The 17,483-nt window shown below is 66.1% G+C and carries 18 protein-coding genes; 15 read left to right on the top strand and 3 right to left on the bottom strand.

What is annotated here, in order from left to right:
- Positions 1-55 precede the first annotated feature (55 nt).
- From BRSPCE3_RS26085 to BRSPCE3_RS26075, 3 genes are read left to right on the top strand one after another with little or no spacing between them, the layout of a single operon-like run.
- Complete coding sequence (locus BRSPCE3_RS26085) at positions 56-958, top strand: DnaJ C-terminal domain-containing protein (RefSeq protein WP_244069157.1); 903 nt, start codon at positions 56-58, stop codon at positions 956-958.
- Positions 955-1,230, top strand: coding sequence for a chaperone modulator CbpM (locus BRSPCE3_RS26080; RefSeq protein ID WP_244069156.1), 276 nt, complete (start codon positions 955-957; stop codon positions 1,228-1,230). The genes BRSPCE3_RS26085 and BRSPCE3_RS26080 overlap by 4 nt, the downstream gene beginning before the upstream one ends.
- Positions 1,231-1,263: 33 nt before the next feature.
- The gene (locus tag BRSPCE3_RS26075) at positions 1,264-1,488 is read left to right on the top strand and encodes a hypothetical protein (RefSeq protein WP_244069155.1); all 225 of its coding nucleotides are present in this window, start codon (positions 1,264-1,266) and stop codon (positions 1,486-1,488) included.
- A gap of 5 nt (positions 1,489-1,493) precedes the next feature.
- On the opposite strand, the gene BRSPCE3_RS26070 is transcribed toward BRSPCE3_RS26075, so the two are convergent.
- On the bottom strand, positions 1,494-1,727 hold the full coding sequence (locus tag BRSPCE3_RS26070) for a hypothetical protein (RefSeq protein ID WP_244069154.1): 234 nt from the start codon (positions 1,725-1,727) through the stop codon (positions 1,494-1,496).
- Positions 1,728-1,795: 68 nt separating this feature from the next.
- Positions 1,796-3,535: a YbaL family putative K(+) efflux transporter gene (gene ybaL, locus BRSPCE3_RS26065; RefSeq protein ID WP_244069153.1), complete on the bottom strand. Its 1,740-nt coding sequence runs from the start codon at positions 3,533-3,535 to the stop codon at positions 1,796-1,798.
- 114 nt (positions 3,536-3,649) lie between these two features.
- On the opposite strand from ybaL, the gene BRSPCE3_RS26060 reads away from it, so the two are divergent.
- The 9 genes from BRSPCE3_RS26060 to BRSPCE3_RS26020 all read left to right on the top strand — a co-directional run bounded on the left by BRSPCE3_RS26060 (position 3,650) and on the right by BRSPCE3_RS26020 (position 13,093).
- A complete protein-coding gene (locus tag BRSPCE3_RS26060) occupies positions 3,650-4,315 on the top strand; it encodes an HAD family hydrolase (protein WP_244069152.1) in 666 nt (221 codons plus the stop codon).
- A gap of 9 nt (positions 4,316-4,324) precedes the next feature.
- Positions 4,325-5,278, top strand: coding sequence for a sugar-binding transcriptional regulator (locus BRSPCE3_RS26055; RefSeq protein WP_244069151.1), 954 nt, complete (start codon positions 4,325-4,327; stop codon positions 5,276-5,278).
- A 157-nt stretch (positions 5,279-5,435) separates the two neighbouring features.
- Positions 5,436-6,749, top strand: a complete 1,314-nt coding sequence (locus tag BRSPCE3_RS26050) for a sugar ABC transporter substrate-binding protein (RefSeq protein ID WP_244069150.1) — start codon at positions 5,436-5,438, stop codon at positions 6,747-6,749.
- Positions 6,750-6,884: 135 nt separating this feature from the next.
- Complete coding sequence (locus BRSPCE3_RS26045) at positions 6,885-7,757, top strand: carbohydrate ABC transporter permease (protein ID WP_024583852.1); 873 nt, start codon at positions 6,885-6,887, stop codon at positions 7,755-7,757.
- Between the two features lie 4 nt (positions 7,758-7,761).
- Positions 7,762-8,592 carry a carbohydrate ABC transporter permease gene (locus tag BRSPCE3_RS26040; protein WP_244069149.1) on the top strand — a complete coding sequence of 277 codons (831 nt, stop codon included), beginning with the start codon at positions 7,762-7,764 and terminating at the stop codon, positions 8,590-8,592.
- A gap of 16 nt (positions 8,593-8,608) precedes the next feature.
- Entirely contained in the window at positions 8,609-9,616 is a 1,008-nt protein-coding gene (locus BRSPCE3_RS26035) for an ABC transporter ATP-binding protein (protein WP_244069148.1), read from the top strand.
- 75 nt (positions 9,617-9,691) lie between these two features.
- A complete protein-coding gene (locus BRSPCE3_RS26030) occupies positions 9,692-10,465 on the top strand; it encodes an SDR family NAD(P)-dependent oxidoreductase (protein ID WP_244069147.1) in 774 nt (257 codons plus the stop codon).
- 27 nt (positions 10,466-10,492) lie between these two features.
- The gene (locus BRSPCE3_RS26025) at positions 10,493-12,145 is read left to right on the top strand and encodes an FGGY-family carbohydrate kinase (RefSeq protein WP_244069146.1); all 1,653 of its coding nucleotides are present in this window, start codon (positions 10,493-10,495) and stop codon (positions 12,143-12,145) included.
- 9 nt (positions 12,146-12,154) lie between these two features.
- The gene (locus BRSPCE3_RS26020; protein ID WP_244069145.1) at positions 12,155-13,093 is read left to right on the top strand and encodes a carbohydrate kinase; all 939 of its coding nucleotides are present in this window, start codon (positions 12,155-12,157) and stop codon (positions 13,091-13,093) included.
- A gap of 27 nt (positions 13,094-13,120) precedes the next feature.
- Here the strand turns inward: BRSPCE3_RS26020 and BRSPCE3_RS26015 are convergent, their stop codons facing one another.
- Positions 13,121-14,008: a LysR family transcriptional regulator gene (locus tag BRSPCE3_RS26015; protein WP_244069487.1), complete on the bottom strand. Its 888-nt coding sequence runs from the start codon at positions 14,006-14,008 to the stop codon at positions 13,121-13,123.
- Positions 14,009-14,132: 124 nt separating this feature from the next.
- Here BRSPCE3_RS26015 and BRSPCE3_RS26010 point away from each other — a divergent pair, with 124 nt between their 5' ends.
- The 3 genes from BRSPCE3_RS26010 to BRSPCE3_RS26000 all read left to right on the top strand — a co-directional run bounded on the left by BRSPCE3_RS26010 (position 14,133) and on the right by BRSPCE3_RS26000 (position 17,483).
- Complete coding sequence (locus BRSPCE3_RS26010; RefSeq protein WP_244069144.1) at positions 14,133-15,560, top strand: amidase; 1,428 nt, start codon at positions 14,133-14,135, stop codon at positions 15,558-15,560.
- A gap of 79 nt (positions 15,561-15,639) precedes the next feature.
- Positions 15,640-16,590: an ABC transporter permease gene (locus tag BRSPCE3_RS26005; protein WP_244069143.1), complete on the top strand. Its 951-nt coding sequence runs from the start codon at positions 15,640-15,642 to the stop codon at positions 16,588-16,590.
- Positions 16,591-16,625: 35 nt separating this feature from the next.
- The gene (locus BRSPCE3_RS26000) at positions 16,626-17,483 is read left to right on the top strand and encodes an ABC transporter permease (RefSeq protein ID WP_244069486.1); all 858 of its coding nucleotides are present in this window, start codon (positions 16,626-16,628) and stop codon (positions 17,481-17,483) included.

The raw sequence follows: 17,483 nt of genomic DNA, 5'->3' as shown, positions 1-17,483 counted from the left end.
TCCGCATTTGCGCCCTCATGATTGCAGGTGCACTCACGGTGTTGCGGAGCAGGTTGTGAGAAATCCGTACGAGGTTCTTGGCGTTGCCCCGACGGCGTCTGCGGCCGACATCCAGAAGGCCTATCGAAAGCTGGCGAAGAAGCTGCATCCGGATCTCAACCCGGGTGACAAGGCGGCCGAAGAGAAGTTCAAGGAAGTCGCGGCCGCCAACGATCTGCTCTCGGATGCCGACAAGCGCAAACGCTTCGACGCCGGCGAGATCGATGAGAGCGGCGCGGAACGGCCGCAGCATCGCTACTACCGGGATTTCGCCACCGCCGGTGAGGGACATCCGTACGCGGACAGCTCCGGCTATGCCGACTACATGGACCAGGACGACGCGTTCGCCGAACTGCTTCGGCGCAGCGAGCAGGCGCGCGCCAACCGGCGCGGCCGCGATCTGCACTACAGCCTTGCGATCGACTTCGCGGAATCGATCGCCGGCGCCAGCAAGCGCCTGACGCTTCCTGACGGCGGCACGCTCGACGTGACGATCCCGCCCGGGCTGCTCGACGGCCAAATCATTCGGCTGCGCGGCAAGGGCATGCCGGGCAGCGGCAAAGGCGGTCCCGGCGATGCGCTGATCGAGGTCGAGGTGCGCCCCGATCCACGCTTCACTCGCGAGGGCGACGACATCTCGCTGGAATTGCCGATCTCGCTGTCCGAGGCGGTGCTCGGCGGCAAGGTCAATGTTCCGACCCCGACCGGTGCCGTGACCATGACGGTTCCCAAGGGCTCCAACACCGGCACGACGATGCGGTTGCGCGGCAAGGGCGCACCGAAGGTCGGCGGCGGTCATGGTGATGAGTTCGTCAAGCTCAAAGTGGTCCTGCCCAAGGGACCCGATCCCGCGCTCGAGGCGTTCGTCGCGAACTGGGATCGCAAGGCGTTCAATCCGCGCGAGGATGGTGCATCATGAACAAGCAGCAATTCCTCATCGATGCGGGTCTCGAGGTGCGGACCCTGGAGTTCTGGATCGAGCAGCAATGGCTCGTCCCGGACGAGACCGCTCACGAGGTCAGCTTCTCCGACACTGACCTCGCGCGTGCGCATCTGATCCGCGACCTGAAGGGCGACTTCGGGGTCAACGATGAGGGGATCGACGTCATCCTGCATCTGGTCGACCAGCTGCATGGGCTGCGCCGCGCGTTCGAGGAATTGCACAAGGATATTGCGTCGTCGCCACGCTAATCTGCGGCGAACTCAGCCCTCGGAGATGAGATCATGACGGACAAGCCGACGCCGCTCGCTCATGGCGAGATCGACGTTCTGATTTTGCAGGCGCTGGTGCGCAAGCTGATCGCGAAGGGCGTGCTGACGCGAGATGACGTCCGCTCGATGCTGTTTGAGGCTGCGAAGAATCTGGATCTGGTCGGCAGCGAGCTGACGACGGAGGCTGCCAACATCATCGTGCAGGAAGACCTCGCGCCCGCATTCCTGGGCAGTTGATGTCCTCAAGTCTGGCCGCTGCGGTTGGAAACCAGCCTGATTTGCGTGATCTGGTCGGCATTGCCGGCAAGATAGGCCTGCGCGTCGCGCACCAGCCGTTCGATTGCGGCTGCGTCGTAGCGCGGATGTCGCGTGTTCAGATGCAGGTCGGTCTCGATCTGCATCACGTTGGTCGTGGCCTCGGCGCCGATCTCGATCGAGAACGACACCAGCGAAACGTGCGGGCTCTTGAACGCCAAATCTTGATCCCCTTCTTACCCGGCGTGGCGTGGGCGTTGCCGCGTCAGGCCGGTGGGCTCGGTTGCCTTCAGGCTGCGGAGTCTTCTCTCGCGGCTGCTCCCGCATCGAGCGCGGCAACAGCCGGGTGTCGCCGGTCGAGCTCCTCGATCATGCCACGGGCAATCTCGCGCTCGCCCATGATCACGATGTCGGCTCCGAGCCCCTTCAGGTGATCGACCTCGGCATCGGAATGCGCCCGCGCGATGATCTGGATGTCGGCATTGGCCGCACGGGCCTGCTCGACGATCTGTCCGGCCTCGAACGCCTCGGGGATGGCAATGACCAGCGATCGCGCGCCGGCCGGATTGGTCGCGCGCAGCACGCTGGCGCGCGCGGCGTTGCCCATCAGGGCTTCGATGCCGCGCTGCTTGAGCGTTGCGACCATGTCGTCGGACGCCTCGACCGCGAGGAACGGCGCGTTGCGCAGATGCAGGGCGTCGCCGACGATGCTGCCGACCCGGCCGTAGCCGACCAGGATGGTGTGGTCTTGCAGCTTGGTCGTCGGGATCGGCTCGGCGGTTGCGGTGGTCGGCGAGGTGGTCTCCGGCTTCTCGAGGCGCGCTGTCAGCCAATCGATCACCGCGAACACCAGCGGGTTGAGCATGATCGAGAAGATCGCGCCGGCCAGGATCAGGTCACGGCCGGCTTTCGGCAGCAGATTGAGCGCGACGCCGAGCTCCGCCAGGATGAAGGAGAATTCGCCGATCTGGGCGAGGCTCGCCGAGATCATCAGGGCGGTGGCCATCGGGTGGCGGAACAGCACGACGATCAAGAGCGCGGCGAGCGACTTGCCGACCACGATGACGAACAAGGTCGCTGCGAACGGCCAAGGCTCGCGCACCACGCTGAGCGGATCGAACAGCATGCCGACCGAGACGAAGAACAGCACCGCGAACGCGTCACGCAGCGGCAGCGTCTCCTGGGCGGCGCGCTGGCTGAGCGGCGATTCCCGCAGCATCATCCCGGCAAAGAAGGCGCCGAGCGCCAGCGAGACCCCGAACAGCTTGGTCGCGCCGAACGCGATGCAGAGCGCGATCGCAAGCACGGTCAGCCGGAACAGCTCGCGCGAGCCGGTGTGCGCGATATAGTGCAGGATCCACGGGATCAGCCGCCGTCCGACCACAAGCATCAGCGCGATGAACACGGCGATCTTGATCAGCGTCAGCACCAGCACGCCGCTCAGCCCGAGGCCGAAACGCGTCGCGAGCGGGTCGGAGATCAGCGCCGCGCCACCATCGCCGCCCTGGAAGCTCGCGACCGCCGGGAACAGCACCAGCGCGAGCACCATGGCGAGGTCTTCGACGATCAGCCAGCCGACCGCGATCTTGCCGCGCTCGGTGTCCGTCAGCCGGCGCTCCTGCAGCGCGCGCAACAGCACGACGGTACTTGCGACCGACAGTGCCAGCCCGAACACCAGCCCGGCGCCGACCGTCCAGCCCATCAGGAGTGCGAGGCCGAGGCCCATCAGCGTCGCGACCGCGATCTGCGCAATGGCGCCGGGCACCGCGATCGCGCGCACCGACAGCAGGTCGTTGAGCGAGAAATGCAGGCCGACGCCGAACATCAGCAGGATGATACCGAGCTCGGCAAGCTCCGTCGCCAGCGCCTGATCGGCGACGAAGCCGGGCGTGAACGGACCCACGGCGACGCCCGCGAGCAGATAGCCGACCAGTGGCGGAACCCGGAAACGCTGGGCGATGGTTCCGAAGACGAAGGCAAGTCCGAGGCCCGCGACGACGGTCGCGATCAGAGGTGTGTCATGCGGCATTTCGCCTTGTCGCACAGCATGATTGACGGTGCACCGCGACCATTTGAGGCGCGGCATTCTGCGCGGAAATTGTGATCTATTGCTCATGTCGTGAGCATATGATCTCATGCCGGGATGGATCCCCGGCTTCCCGAGACCGATCTGGTCATCTTCGACTGCGACGGCGTGCTCGTCGACAGCGAGGAATTGAGCTGCCGCTGTCTCGCCGAAGCCATGGTCCAGGCCGGCATCGAGATGAGCACCGAACGGGCGCTCGAACTCTTCCTCGGGCGCAGCACCACGGCCCTGCTCGAATATTGCCTGGGCATCGGCAAACCGTTGCCCGAGACCTTCCTGCCCCAATTGGCGCACCAGGTCCGCGAGACCTTCCGCGCGCAGCTGAAGCCGATTGCGGGCATCGCCGCCGTGCTCGCGGAATTGCACCTGCCGTCTTGCGTCGCCTCGTCGAGCGATCTCGATCGGGTGAAGTTTTCGCTGGAGCTGACGGGGCTCGCCGCCAGCTTCGGACCGAGGCTTTACACCGCTCAGATGGTCGCGCATGGCAAGCCGGCGCCGGATCTCTTCCTGTTTGCCGCCGGCAGAATGGGCGCCGAGCCGCGCCGCACGCTGGTCATCGAGGACAGCGTCAGCGGCGTGACCGCGGCGAAGGCGGCGGGGATGAAAGTGTGGGGATTTGTCGGTGGCGCCCACTATCGGCTGGCGGACGGCAGTGCTCTGCTGCGGCAAGCCGGGGCAGATCGAATCTTCGCCGCGATGACGGATTTCTGGAACGAAGGCTGACGTACGACGATGGCTGCGCCCGACAACGAAAAGTCTCGCCTGGATGATGCGGCGCGCGCCGGCTGGCTGTATTTCATCGCGGGCCACACCCAGGACGAGATCGCAAAGATGCTGCAGGTGTCGCGCGCCTCGGCGCAGCGCCTGGTGTCGCTGTGCCTGGCGGAGCGGCTGATCACGTTTCGGCTCGAACACCCGATTGCGGCCTGCATGGAGCTGGCCTCGCGGCTGAAGGCGCGATTCGATCTGGTGCATTGCGACGTCGTGCCGACAGATCCGGCGGCACCGCTGTCGAATGCGGGAATTGCCGAGCGTAGCGCCAATCTGCTGGAGACGACGCTGCGCTCGGAGACCCCTGTGATCGTGGCACTCGGCACCGGCCGCGCGGTGCGCGCCGCTGTCGAGCGGGTCTCGCCGATCGAGCGGCCCGACCACCAGATCGTCTCGCTGGTCGGCAACATTTCCGCCGATGGTTCGGCGAGCTTCTACGATACGGTCGGACGGCTCGCCGACCGCACCGGCGCGCGGCATTACCCGATGCCGCTGCCGTTCCTGATGTCGAGCGAGGACGAGCGCAACCGCATGGTTCGCATCGACCCGATCGCGCGGGTGAGGGCGGTCGCCGCCAAGGCCGATCTGCGCCTGATCGGGATCGGCCAGATGGACCAGAAGGCCCAGGTCCATGTCGACGGCTTCGTCACCCGCGAGGAGTTGCTGGAGATGATGCGGCTCGGCGCGGTCGGCGAGGTGACCGGCTGGGCCTATGACGCCAAGGGCCGGCTGATCAAGGGCGGCACCAACAAGCGGTTGACCAGCATTCCGCCACAGATCCCCGCGGTCTCGACCACGATCGCGGCCGCCGTCGGCGTCGCCAAGGTGCCCTCGATCAAGGCCGCGCTGGCGGGCAGGGTGATCAACGGTCTCATCACCGATGAGGCCACCGCGCGCGCAGTGCTGGACCGCTAAACGCTCTTTTCGCTCCCGCAAAAACTCCCTTCCAGGCTGTAGTGGAACCCGCGATCGCGCGGGACGGCGCAGCCGCGCGCTTGACAAATTTTAGCGACAGGATGAACATACGCTCAACACGTGGGCATATGCTCAACGTGACATAAGGGAGGTCACCGTGAAAAACGTCCTTTGCGCCGTTGCGGGCGCGGCCAGTCTTTTGATCTCTGCCCCCTCGATCGCCCAGACCACGTTGACGGTGGCGACCGTCAACAACAGCGACATGATCCGCATGCAGGGGCTCACCAGCGAATTCACCGCGAAGAACCCCGACATCACAGTGAAATGGGTGACGCTTGAGGAGAACGTGCTGCGCCAGCGCGTGACCACCGACATCGCCACCAAGGGCGGTCAGTTCGACGTGTTGACCATCGGTACCTATGAGGTGCCGATCTGGGCCAAGAAGAACTGGCTGGTGCCGCTCGACAAGCTCGGCGCTGACTACGACGTCAATGATCTGCTGCCGAAGATCAAGGATGCGGTCACGGTCGACGGCAAGCTCTATGCCGCGCCGTTCTACGGCGAGAGCTCGATGGTGATGTACCGCACCGACCTGTTCGACAAGGCTGGCCTCAAGATGCCGGAAAGCCCTACCTGGGACTTCGTGGTTGACGCCGCCAAGAAGCTGAACGACAAGGCCGGCGGTGTCTACGGCATCTGCCTGCGCGGCAAGGCCGGCTGGGGCGAGAACATGGCGTTCCTGACCGCGATGTCCAACTCGTTCGGCGCGCGCTGGTTCGACGAGAAGTGGGAGCCGCAGTTCAATTCGCCGGAATGGAAGAAGACCCTCGCGACCTACGTTGACCTGATGAAGCAGGCCGGTCCTCCCGGCGCCTCGTCCAACGGCTTCAACGAGAACCTCGCGCTGTTCAGCGCCGGCAAATGCGCGATGTGGATCGACGCCACGGTGGCGGCGTCCATGGTGACCAACCCGAAGGATTCCAAGGTTGCCGACAAGGTCGGCTTCGCGCTGGCCCCGAACACCGGGCTCGGCAAGAACGCCAACTGGCTGTGGGCGTGGAGCCTCGCGATCCCCGCCGGCTCGAAGAAGGTCGATGCGGCCGAGAAGTTCATCGCCTGGGCCACCAGCAAGGATTACACCAAGCTCGTCGCGGCGAAGGAAGGCTGGTCCAACGTGCCGCCCGGCACGCGCACCTCGCTGTACAAGAACCCCGACTATCTGAAGGTCGCCCCCTTCGCCAAGATGACCTTGGCCTCGATCGATGCGGCCGATCCGAGCCACCCGACCGTGAAGCCGGTGCCGTATGTCGGCGTGCAGTACGCGGCGATCCCTGAATTCCAGGGCATCGGCACCCAGGTCGGCCAGCAGTTCTCAGCCGCGCTGTCCGGCTCGACCACGGTCGATGCGGCGCTCTCGGCTGCGCAGTCCGCGACCGAGCGCGAGATGAAGCGCGCGGGCTATATCAAGTAGTCCACGTGATCCGATCGCCAGGGCGCGTCAAACGCCCCGGCCGCCCGACCAGCTTAGACCTCCCGAGCTGGCTACTTGCGACCATCCTGTCCCGCAGCGGGATGGTCGCTCCTTTCCCAAAAGAAGGAGGCGGGGATGGCGACCCAGCAGACCCAACTGCTCGCACGCACGCTGCTCACGCCCGCCGTGGCGCTGCTGTTCATCTGGATGATCGTGCCGCTGGCGCTCACGATCTACTTCGCGACCCTGCACTACAATCTGCTCGATCCCGGCTCCGAATCCTTCGTCGGGCTGGAGAACTTTCGCTACTTCCTCACCGATCCGGCTTTCCTCGCCTCGTTGCAGAACACACTGGTGCTGGTCGGCTCGGTGCTCGCGATCACGATCATCCTCGGCGTGCCGCTGGCGCTGCTGCTCGATCAGCAGGTGGTCGGGCTCTCGATCGTCCGCCTGATGGTGATCGCGCCGTTCTTCGTGATGCCGACGGTGAGCGCGCTGGTCTGGAAGAACCTGCTGATGCATCCGGTGTCGGGCCTGTTCGCCTGGATCGCGCATCTGTTCGGGCTGCCGGCGATCGACTGGTTCAACGACGCGCCGCTGTTCTCGGTGATCCTGATCATCTCCTGGCAGTGGCTGCCGTTCGCGACCCTGATCCTGCTGACCGCGCTGCAATCGCTCGACGAGGAGCAGAAGGAAGCGGCCGAGATGGACGGCGCGAGCGCGATCTCGACCTTCATCTACATCACGCTGCCGCATCTGGCGCGTCCGATTACGGTGGTGATCCTGATCGAGACCATCTTTTTGCTCACGGTGTTCGCGGAGATCTTCGTCACCACAGGCGGCGGCCCCGGCCTGCAGACCACCAACATCGCCTTCCTGATCTATTCGCAGGCGCTGATCCAGTACGACGTCGGCAGCGCTTCGGCGGGCGGCCTGGTCGCGGTGGTGCTCGCCAACATCGTCGCGTTCTTCCTCGTTCGCATCGTCGGCCGGAATCTGGAGGCGTAACGTCATGGCGCGGATGGTCACGACACGGAACAAGGTGATCTCTACGGCGGCGGCCTGGCTGGTCGGCTTCCTGATTTTCTTCCCGATCCTCTGGATGGTGCTGGCGAGCTTCAAGACCGAGCTCGAGGCGTTCGCGATCCCGCCCTCGTTCCTGTTCTTCCACTGGACCACGGAGAACTACGTCACCGTGCAGGAGCGCAGCGACTATTTCCACCACGCGCTCAACTCGATCATCATCGCCGGCGGCTCGACCTTGATCGCAATGCTGATCGCGATCCCGGCGGCGTGGTCGATGGCGTTCTCGCCGACCAAGCGGACCAAGGACGTGCTGCTCTGGATGCTCTCCACCAAGATGATGCCGCCGGTCGGCGTGCTGGTGCCGATCTACCTGATTTACCGCACCTTCGGCCTGCTCGACACCCGCTCCGGCCTGATCTTTATCCTGTGCCTCGGCAATCTGCCGATCGTGATCTGGATGCTGTTCACCTATTTCAAGGAGATCCCGAAGGACATCCTCGAGGCGGCGCGGATGGACGGCGCCACGATCGGGCGCGAGCTGATCTACGTGCTGACGCCGATGGCGGTGCCGGGACTCGCCTCGACCTTGCTGCTCAACCTGATCCTGGCGTGGAACGAGGCGTTCTGGACCCTCAATCTGTCGACGCTCGAGGCTGCGCCGCTCACCGTGTTCATCGCATCCTATTCCAGCCCGGAAGGATTGTTCTGGGCCAAATTGTCGGCGGCGTCGACGCTCGCGATCGCGCCCATTCTCGTGCTCGGCTGGTTCAGTCAGCGGCAGCTCGTCCGCGGCCTGACCTTCGGCGCGGTCAAGTAGCAGAAAGGCTTGTCCCATGGGTCAGATTACGCTGCAGGGTGTGCAAAAATCGTTCGGGCCGGTCCACATCATCAAGGGCGCCGACCTCGAGATCGCCGACGGCTCGTTCGTCGTGTTCGTCGGCCCGTCCGGCTGCGGCAAGACCACGCTGCTCAGACTGATCGCGGGGCTCGAGGACGTCACCGGCGGCGCCATCCTGATCGACGGACGCAACGTGGTCGATGTGCCGCCGGCCAAGCGCGGGCTGTCGATGGTGTTCCAGTCCTACGCGCTCTATCCGCATATGAGCGTGCGCGGCAACATCGCGTTCGGTCTGAAGATGGCGGGCATCGCCAAGGACGAGATCAACCGCAAGGTCGAGGCCGCCGCGGCGACGCTCAACCTGACGCCCTATCTCGACCGCAAGCCGCGCGAGCTGTCCGGCGGCCAGCGCCAGCGGGTTGCGATCGGCCGCGCCATCGTGCGCGAGCCGAAGGCGTTCCTGTTCGACGAGCCGTTGTCGAACCTCGATGCAGCGCTGCGGGTGCAGATGCGGCTCGAGGTGACGCGGCTGCAGAAGCAGCTCGGCACCACGGCGATCTACGTCACCCACGACCAGGTCGAGGCCATGACCATGGCCGACAAGATCGTGGTGCTGAACGGCGGCAAGATCGAGCAATACGGCTCGCCGCTCGAACTCTACGAGAAGCCCAACAACCTGTTCGTCGCCGGCTTCATCGGCTCGCCGAAGATGAATTTCGTCACCGGTGAGCTCGCCAAGCAGCAGGGCGCGACCACCATCGGCGTGCGACCCGAGCATTTGAAGGTCGAGCGCAACGGGCAGGGCGGCTGGCACGGTACCGTCTCGGTTGCCGAGCACCTCGGCAGCGACACCTTCCTTTATGTCGATGCCGGGCCGCTCGGGATGCTGACCGCGCGCTATGTCGGCGAGCTCGACCTGCACCCCGGCGACAAGGTGTCGCTGATCCCGGATCCGGCGCGCATCCACCGTTTCGACGACAGCGGCAAATCGATCCGCGCGTAATCCTCAGCAGTTGATCTCGCTCTGGCCGGGGCGGCACGCCCGCGAAACGTGGGCTTTAGGCAAAGGAAGAAGAAAATGTATCTGGAAAAATTCAAGCTCGGCGGCAAGACCGCCATCATCACCGGCGCCGGTCAGGGCATCGGGCTCGCCTGCGCCGAAGCACTCGCGGAAGCCGGCGCCAAGGTCATCATCGGCGACCGCGACGCCAAGGTCGCCAATGACGCGCAGGCGGCGCTGAAGGCCAAGGGCCTCGACGCCGATATCGCGCTGATGGACGTGACGGATTCCGGCCGCGTCGCGGCGGTCGCCGACGAGCTGGTCCGCAAATATGGCAAGGTCGACATTCTGGTCAACAATGCCGGCATCGCCCGCAGCGAGACGCCGGCCGAGACGGTGACCGACGAGCACTGGCTCAACGTCGTCGACGTCAACCTGAACGGCACCTTCTGGTGCTGCCGCGCCTTCGGCAATCACATGCTGAAGGCGAAGTCCGGCACCATCGTCAACGTCGGCTCGATGTCCGGCTTCATCGTCAACAAGCCGCAGGAGCAGTGCTTCTACAACGCCTCCAAGGCTGCGGTGCACCATCTGACCAAATCGCTCGCCGCCGAGTGGGGCGCGCGTGGAGTACGCGTCAATGCCGTAGCGCCGACCTATATCGAGACGCCACTGAACGCCTTCGTGAAGAACAGCCCCAAGATGTACGACGCCTGGATCGGTGGAACCCCGATGGCGCGGATGGGGCAGGTCGACGAGGTCGCCTCCGTGGTGCTGTTCCTGGCCTCCGACGCCGCGAGCCTGATGACCGGAAGCATCGTCCTGGTCGATGGCGGCTACACTTGCTGGTAAGCTCGCGCCGGAAATAACGGAGCGAACATGCGGCAAGCCTATATCGGGGTGGACGTCGGGAGCACCAGCGCCCGGGCGGGCGTATTTGACGAGACCGGGAAACTATTGGGCTCGGCCCGGCACCCGATTCGGGTCTGGCACGAGCCCGGCGATATCGTCGAGCAATCCTCCGATGACATTTGGGCGGCCTGCGTGGCGTCCGTGCGTAACGCGATGCGGGAGGCGGCGGTCGCAGCCGAGCACGTCAAGGGTATCGGGTTCGACGCGACCTGCTCGCTGGTCGTGCTCGACGGAGCCGGCCGGCCGCTGACCGTCAGCCCGTCCGGCGATCCCGCGCGCAACGTCGTGGTCTGGATGGATCACCGCGCGATGGACGAGACCGAATTCGTCAACGCGACCGGCGACCGCGTGCTGCGCTATGTCGGCGGTGCCATCTCGCCGGAGATGGAGATCCCAAAAATCCTCTGGCTGAAGCGGCATCTGCCGGCGACCTTCGAGGCCGCCGGTCACTTCTTCGATCTCGCCGACTATCTCTCGTTTCGCGCCTCCGGCTCGCTGGCGCGCTCGACCTGCACGGTCACCTGCAAATGGACCTACGTCGCGGGTGAGGGGGGCTGGAGCGAATCCTTCCTGAAACGGGTCGGGCTCGAGGCGCTCGCTGCCGATCGCTTCGGGAAGATCGGCACCGAGATCGTGCCGCCCGGCTCGCCGCTCGGCCGCGGGCTGTCGGAGGATGCCGCGCGCGATCTCGGCCTCGTGCCGGGAACCGCGGTCGGTGCCTCCTTGATCGATGCCCATGCCGGCGGTGTCGGCGCGATCGGCGGCCGCGACGGCTCGGGCGCCGAGGTCGATGTCTGCCAGCGGCTGGCCTACATCATGGGAACGTCGGCCTGTATCATGGCGACGACGGTCGATCCCTGTTTCGTGCCCGGCGTGTGGGGTCCGTATTTCGAAGGCATGGTGCCGGGCTTCTGGCTCAACGAGGGCGGCCAATCCGCTGCGGGTGCAGCGATCGATCATCTGCTCAAATCGCATCCGGCGCATAGTGAGGTCTTGCTGGCTGCGAAGACCGACGGCGTCGATGTCATTGAGTACCTCGAAAAGCGCATCCTGGCGCGCAGCGGCAATGCCGGCGCGGCCGCGCTGCTCGCACGCAACGTTCACGTCCTGCCGGAATTCCTCGGCAACCGCTCGCCCTATGCCGACCCTGGCTCGCGCGCGGTGATCGCGGGGCTCGACCTCGACACCGATGTGTCGGCGCTGGAGCGGCTGTTCGTCGCCGGCCTGTGCGGGCTGGCCTATGGCCTTGCCGACGTCATCGAGGCGCTGCAGGCCCACGGCGTCAGCGGCAAGACCATCGTGATCGGCGGCGGCGCCAGCCGCAGTCCGCTGGTGCGCCAGATCATGGCCGACACCACCGGCTATACGGTGGCGTTACCTCAGACCCAGGAACCCGTTCTGCTGGGCGCTGCGATGCTGGGCGCGGTCGCCAGCGGCGCACACAACTCGATCAATGCGGCGATGGCCGGCATGTCGGCACTCGGCCGGCTGAGCGAGCCGACGCGGCCCGAGCTTGCCGATTTCCATCGCAAGAAGCGCGGCGTGCACAAGATGCTGCGCCAGCTCGATCGCGACAGCCGCGAGGCGATGAAGCGGGCGCCCGGCGCCGCGCCGGATTGAGGTGCGTGTATGCTGCTGAGTTGCGGAGATGCGCTGATCGATTTCCTGCCGTCGCGGACGGCGGATGGGCGCGAGGCCCTGACGCCCGCGGTCGGCGGCTCCTGCCTCAACATCGCGATCGGCAGCGCCCGGCTCGATGTTCCCACCGGCTTTGTCGGCGGCATCTCGACCGACACGTTCGGCCGGATGATCGCCGATCATGCCACGGCCTCCGGCGTCGATCTCAGCCGCGCGACGCGCAGCGACCGCCAGGCCACGCTGGCTTTTGCGCGCGTGACCGGCACCGAGACGCAATACGCCTTCTATGACGCCGACACCGCGTCGCGGAACTGGACCTATCGGCGCGAAGCGATCGCGCTCGACGGTGTCACCTGCCTTCACACCGGTTCGACCACGCTGGTCCATGACCAGGGCGCGACCGAGACGCTGGCCTTTATCGAGGATGCGCGAGCGAACGTGACGATCGCGCTCGATCCGAACTGCCGGCCGAACCTCGTCAAGGACAAGGACGCCTATCGCGCACGGATACTGGCGTTTTGCGTCAAGGCGGACATTGTGAAGATGTCCGACGTCGACTTCGCCTATCTGTTCGGCGACGAGGCCTACGCGGCGCGCGCCGAAGCGCTTCTGTCGGGCGGTGCATCGCTTGTCGTCATCACGCGCGGCAATGATGGCGCCTTGGCTTGGCATCGCAAGGCCGGACCGATCGAGGTCAAGGCGCCGGTGGTGAAGGTCGTCGACACGATCGGAGCCGGCGACAGCTTTCAGGCGGCGATGCTCGCGGCGTTGCATCGATTGAACAGGATCGACCGGCGGCGACTGCGCGAGATCAGCGCGGCCGAGCTCACCCGCGCTCTGTCCTTTGCCTGCAAATGCGCCGCCTTCACCTGCACGCGCCCGGGCGCCGATCCGCCACGGAGCGGGGAATTGCCTAGGGACGCTTGGTAATCGCTCGGTAGCGGCCGCGAGTGTTCGTCACAGCCGCGCCACGATCTTCTCGGCGCTCTTGAGGAAACCCGGGATCAATGGACTCGCGGAATCGCGCCGCCAGCAGGCCGCGATCTCGATCGCATCAGTGATGTCGACGAAGCGGCGGAACGCGATGCCGGGCGGCGCGCCGAGCTTGGCGCACGCCGGCAGGATCGCCAGTCCCTCGCCGGCGAGCACGAGGCCGAGCGCCGAGTGCACGGTCTCCACCCGGCTGACGATCGGCATCACGACCTGATGCCGCCGCAGCATCGCCGACACCGCCGACGAGGTGGGCTCTTCCTCCGGCCGCGGCAGGGCGATCAGCGGGCGTCCCTGCAATCGGCTGACCGGCACTGCGGAGAGGCGGGCGAGCGGCGAGCGCGCCGGCATTGCCAGCATCAGCGGCTGCGTTCCGATCCGGGCCACCTGGATTTCCGGATGGTGGATCGCCGGCATGCACAAGGCGACGCTGACGGCGCGGTCGAGCAGCAAGGTCTCGCGGGTCGATGCAGAGAGCTCCACGAAATCCAGATCCACTCCGGGAAGCGATCGCCGCAGCTCCGGCACCAAGCGCGGCAGCACGGCGCTCGCCAGCACGAACATGTAGCCGACCGAGAGCCGTCCGCGCTGCCCGGAGGCGATCGCGCGCGCGGCCTCCAACCCTTCCTCTGCCAGCGCCAATGCCTCACTCGCTCGCGACAGCAGTGCGAGGCCGGCCTCGGTCAGATCCATGCCCCGCGTGCCGCGACGGAACAAGGGCGTGCCGAGCTCGGCCTCGAGCTTGCGGATCTGCACGGACAGTGGCGGCTGCGCCATCCGCAGCCGCTCGGCGGCCTTGCCGACGCTGCGTTCCTCAGCCACTGCCACGAAGTAACGAAGCCGGCGTAGATCCATAGGCATACCGAAAACGTATGGGTTGGCCTTCAAATTCGTATTGGACGCCGAGTAAACATGGCAGGCATTCTGGCTGTCAACGCGGTCAAGGCTGCTGACCGGCTTCTGGAGAGCGTGCGTCAGGATGAGTGGGGATATCTGTCTTCTATCGGCGACCGAATTGCGCGCGCGCATCGGTGCCAGGGAAATCTCCCCCGTCGAGGTGACGGCGGCGGTGCTGGCCCGCGCCGAGCGGCTGCAACCCGAGCTGAACTGCTTCATCACGTTGTGCGGCGATCAGGCGATGGCGCAGGCGAAGCTCGCGGAACGCCAGGTGACGGCCGGCGAGCCGCTCGGTTTGCTGCACGGCATTCCCTTCACCGTGAAGGACATCGTCAGCACCAAGGGCGTGCGGACGACCTTCGGCGCGGTGCCCTACCAGAACAACGTCCCCAATCACGATGCGGTGGCGGTGGCCCGCCTGCGTGTGCAGGGGGGCATTTTGATCGGCAAGACCACGACGCCGGAGTTCGGCAGCAAGTGCCTGACCGACTCGCCGCTGTTCGGCCGCACCCGCAATGCCTGGAGCGCCGAGCGATCCAGCGGCGGTTCCAGCGGCGGCGCGGCGGTGGCGGTGGCGAGCGGCATCGCGCCGCTTGCGGTTGCGACCGACGGCGGCGGCTCAACCCGGATTCCGGCCGCCTGCAACGGCGTGGTCGGGATCAAGCAGAGCAACGGCCTGATCCCGCACAGTCAGGTGCAGGACGCCTTCGGCAACCAGACCTATGTCACGCCGACCACGCGGACGGTCGCCGACACCGCGCTGATGATGCAGGCGATGGCCGGTGAGGACCCGTCCGATCCCTGGTCGATCGGCGTGCCGGTGCCCGACTATCTCAATCGCGCCGCACCGCGCGGCGATCTCAGGGGCAGGCAGGTGCTCTACTGCCTGTCGCCGCCGGGGCGCCCGGTGACTGCGGACGTCGCCGCTAACTTCAAGGCGAGCCTCGACCGGCTGGCCGGCCTCGGCGCCGAAATCGAGGAATTCTCCGGCGACGGCTTCGATATCGAGCCGATCTGGCGCGCCATTAATCACACGGTCTGGCGCACCCGCTTCGGGAAGCTCGCGGCCGATCATCCCGACGACCTCAGCCCGACCTTCCTGAAGCAGCTCGCGCTGGCCGCCGAGGTCAGCGGCGTCGAGTACCAGCAGGCGATGTTCGACCGCACCGCGCTGTTCCGCCGGATCCAGTCGCTGCTTGCGCGCGGCGACCTCCTGGCGATGCCGACGCTGACCCGCACCGCACTGCCGATCGACCAGGATCTATTCGGCAGCATCGATATCGACGGTCAAAGCTTTGACAGTGTCCGGCCGCACTGGTTTCCCTGGACCATGCTGTTCAACATGACCGGCCATCCTGCGGTCAGCATTCCCGCAGGTTTCGGCCGCGACGGCCTCCCGATCGGCCTGCATCTGGTCGGCCGCTTCCGGGCCGATGCGGAACTCCTGCGCGTCGCGGCGCTGTTCGAAGAGGCCAGCGACCTGCTCGGCCGCAGACCGGCGCTGACATGATGAATGGCGCGGCGAAGGGCTTGCATTCGCGCGCGAACATGTTGAAACCTGCGCTCCGTTCCTCACACGTTGGGCGGGCATGAGCGTATTCTTCCTGCGGCGGATCCTGACCCTGGTGGCGACGTTGTTCGCGGCGTCGTTGATCATTTTCCTGGTGCTCGACGCGCTGCCCGGCAATGCCGCCCAGATGCTGATGGGCGCCGACGCCTCGCCCGATGCGGTGCGCGCGCTCACCGTCAAGCTCGGGCTCGATCAGCCGCTTGCGGTTCGTTACCTGCTCTGGATCAAGGGCATGGCGGCCGGCGATCTCGGCAACAGCTATGTCTATGGCACGCCGGTGGCCGGCCTGATCGCGGAGCGGCTGGTGCTGACGATCCCGCTCGCGATCATGTCGATGCTGATCACGGTGGTGCTGGCGTTGACGGCCGGAATCTACACCGCGGCCAACCACAACAAGCTCGGCGATGTCGGCGTGATGTCGCTGACCCAGATCGGCATTGCGCTGCCGAACTTCTGGTTCGCGATCCTCTTGATCCTGCTGTTCTCGGTGAAGCTGCAGTTGCTGTCCGCCGGCGGGTTCGCCGGCTGGGATGACGGCGTCTGGCCCGGAATCAAGTCGCTGCTGCTGCCCGCGATCTCGCTCGCGGTGGTGCAGGCTGCAATCCTTGCCCGCGTCACCCGCTCCGCCGTACTGGAGGTGCTGCGCGAAGACTTCGTCCGCACCGCGCGCGCAAAGGGGCTCGGCAAGCGCGAGGTGCTGTGGCGCCACGTGCTGCGCAACGCCATGATCCCGGTCATGACCGTGATGGGCCTGCAATTCGCCAATCTGCTGGCCGGCACCATCGTGATCGAGAACGTGTTCTATCTGCCGGGCCTCGGCCGGCTGATCTTCCAGTCGATCGCCAACCGCGACCTGATCGTGGTGCGCAACTGCGTGATGCTGCTCGCCGCGATGGTCGTGACAGTCAATTTCGTGGTCGATGTGCTCTATGCCTTCATCGATCCGCGTATCAAGGTGGCCAACCTGTGAGCGCGCGATCGACCGCATCCGCCGCCACGGCAACGATTGCACCGGGCGCGGGACCGGCGACCGGCTTCCGGCGCCGTGCGCTGCGCCACCGCAGCTTCGTGCTCGGTGCCGTGCTCAGCCTGCTCGTGCTCGGCGCGGCGCTGCTGTCGCTGGTCTGGACGCCGTGGCCGGCCACCGACATCGACGTTGCCGCGAAACTGCGCCCGCCGTCGGCGGCGCACTGGCTCGGCACCGACGTGCTCGGCCGCGACATCGTCTCGCTGCTGCTGGTCGGGGCGCGCTCCACCATCATGGTCGGCGTCATCGCGGTGGGCATCGGCCTGAGCTTCGGCGTCGGCCTCGGCCTGATCGCAGCCGCGCGCAAGGGCTGGACCGAGGAGCTCATCATGCGGATGAGCGACTTCACCTTCGCTTTCCCGGCGGTGCTGTCGGCCATCATGCTCGCCGCCGTCGCAGGTCCCGGCATGCTGACCTCGATCACGGCGATCGGCATCTTCCAGATCCCGTCCTTCGTTCGCATCACCCGCGGCTCGGCCAATGCGATCTGGGCCCGCGAGTTCGTGCTGGCCGCGCGCGCGGCGGGCAAGGGCTCGTTTCGCATCACCATCGAGCACGTGCTGCCGAACATCCTGTCGATCCTGATCGTGCAAGCGACGATCCAGTTCGCGCTGGCGATCCTCGCCGAGGCCGCGCTGTCCTATCTCGGGCTCGGCACCCAGCCGCCGCAGCCGTCCTGGGGCCGCATGCTCAATGACGCCCAGACCCTGCTGTTCCAATCGCCGATGCTTGCGGTCTGTCCCGGCGCCGCGATCGCGATCGCGGTGCTCGGGCTCAATCTGCTCGGCGATGGCTTGCGCGATCTGCTCGATCCTCGTCTGGCACGGGAGCGCTGA

Source organism: Bradyrhizobium sp. Ce-3, from assembly GCF_022835695.1.
Taxonomy (GTDB): Bacteria; Pseudomonadota; Alphaproteobacteria; order Rhizobiales; family Xanthobacteraceae; genus Bradyrhizobium.
The sequence above is the reverse complement of the archived record's forward strand: the minus strand, read 5'-3'. Positions and strand labels throughout refer to the sequence as shown.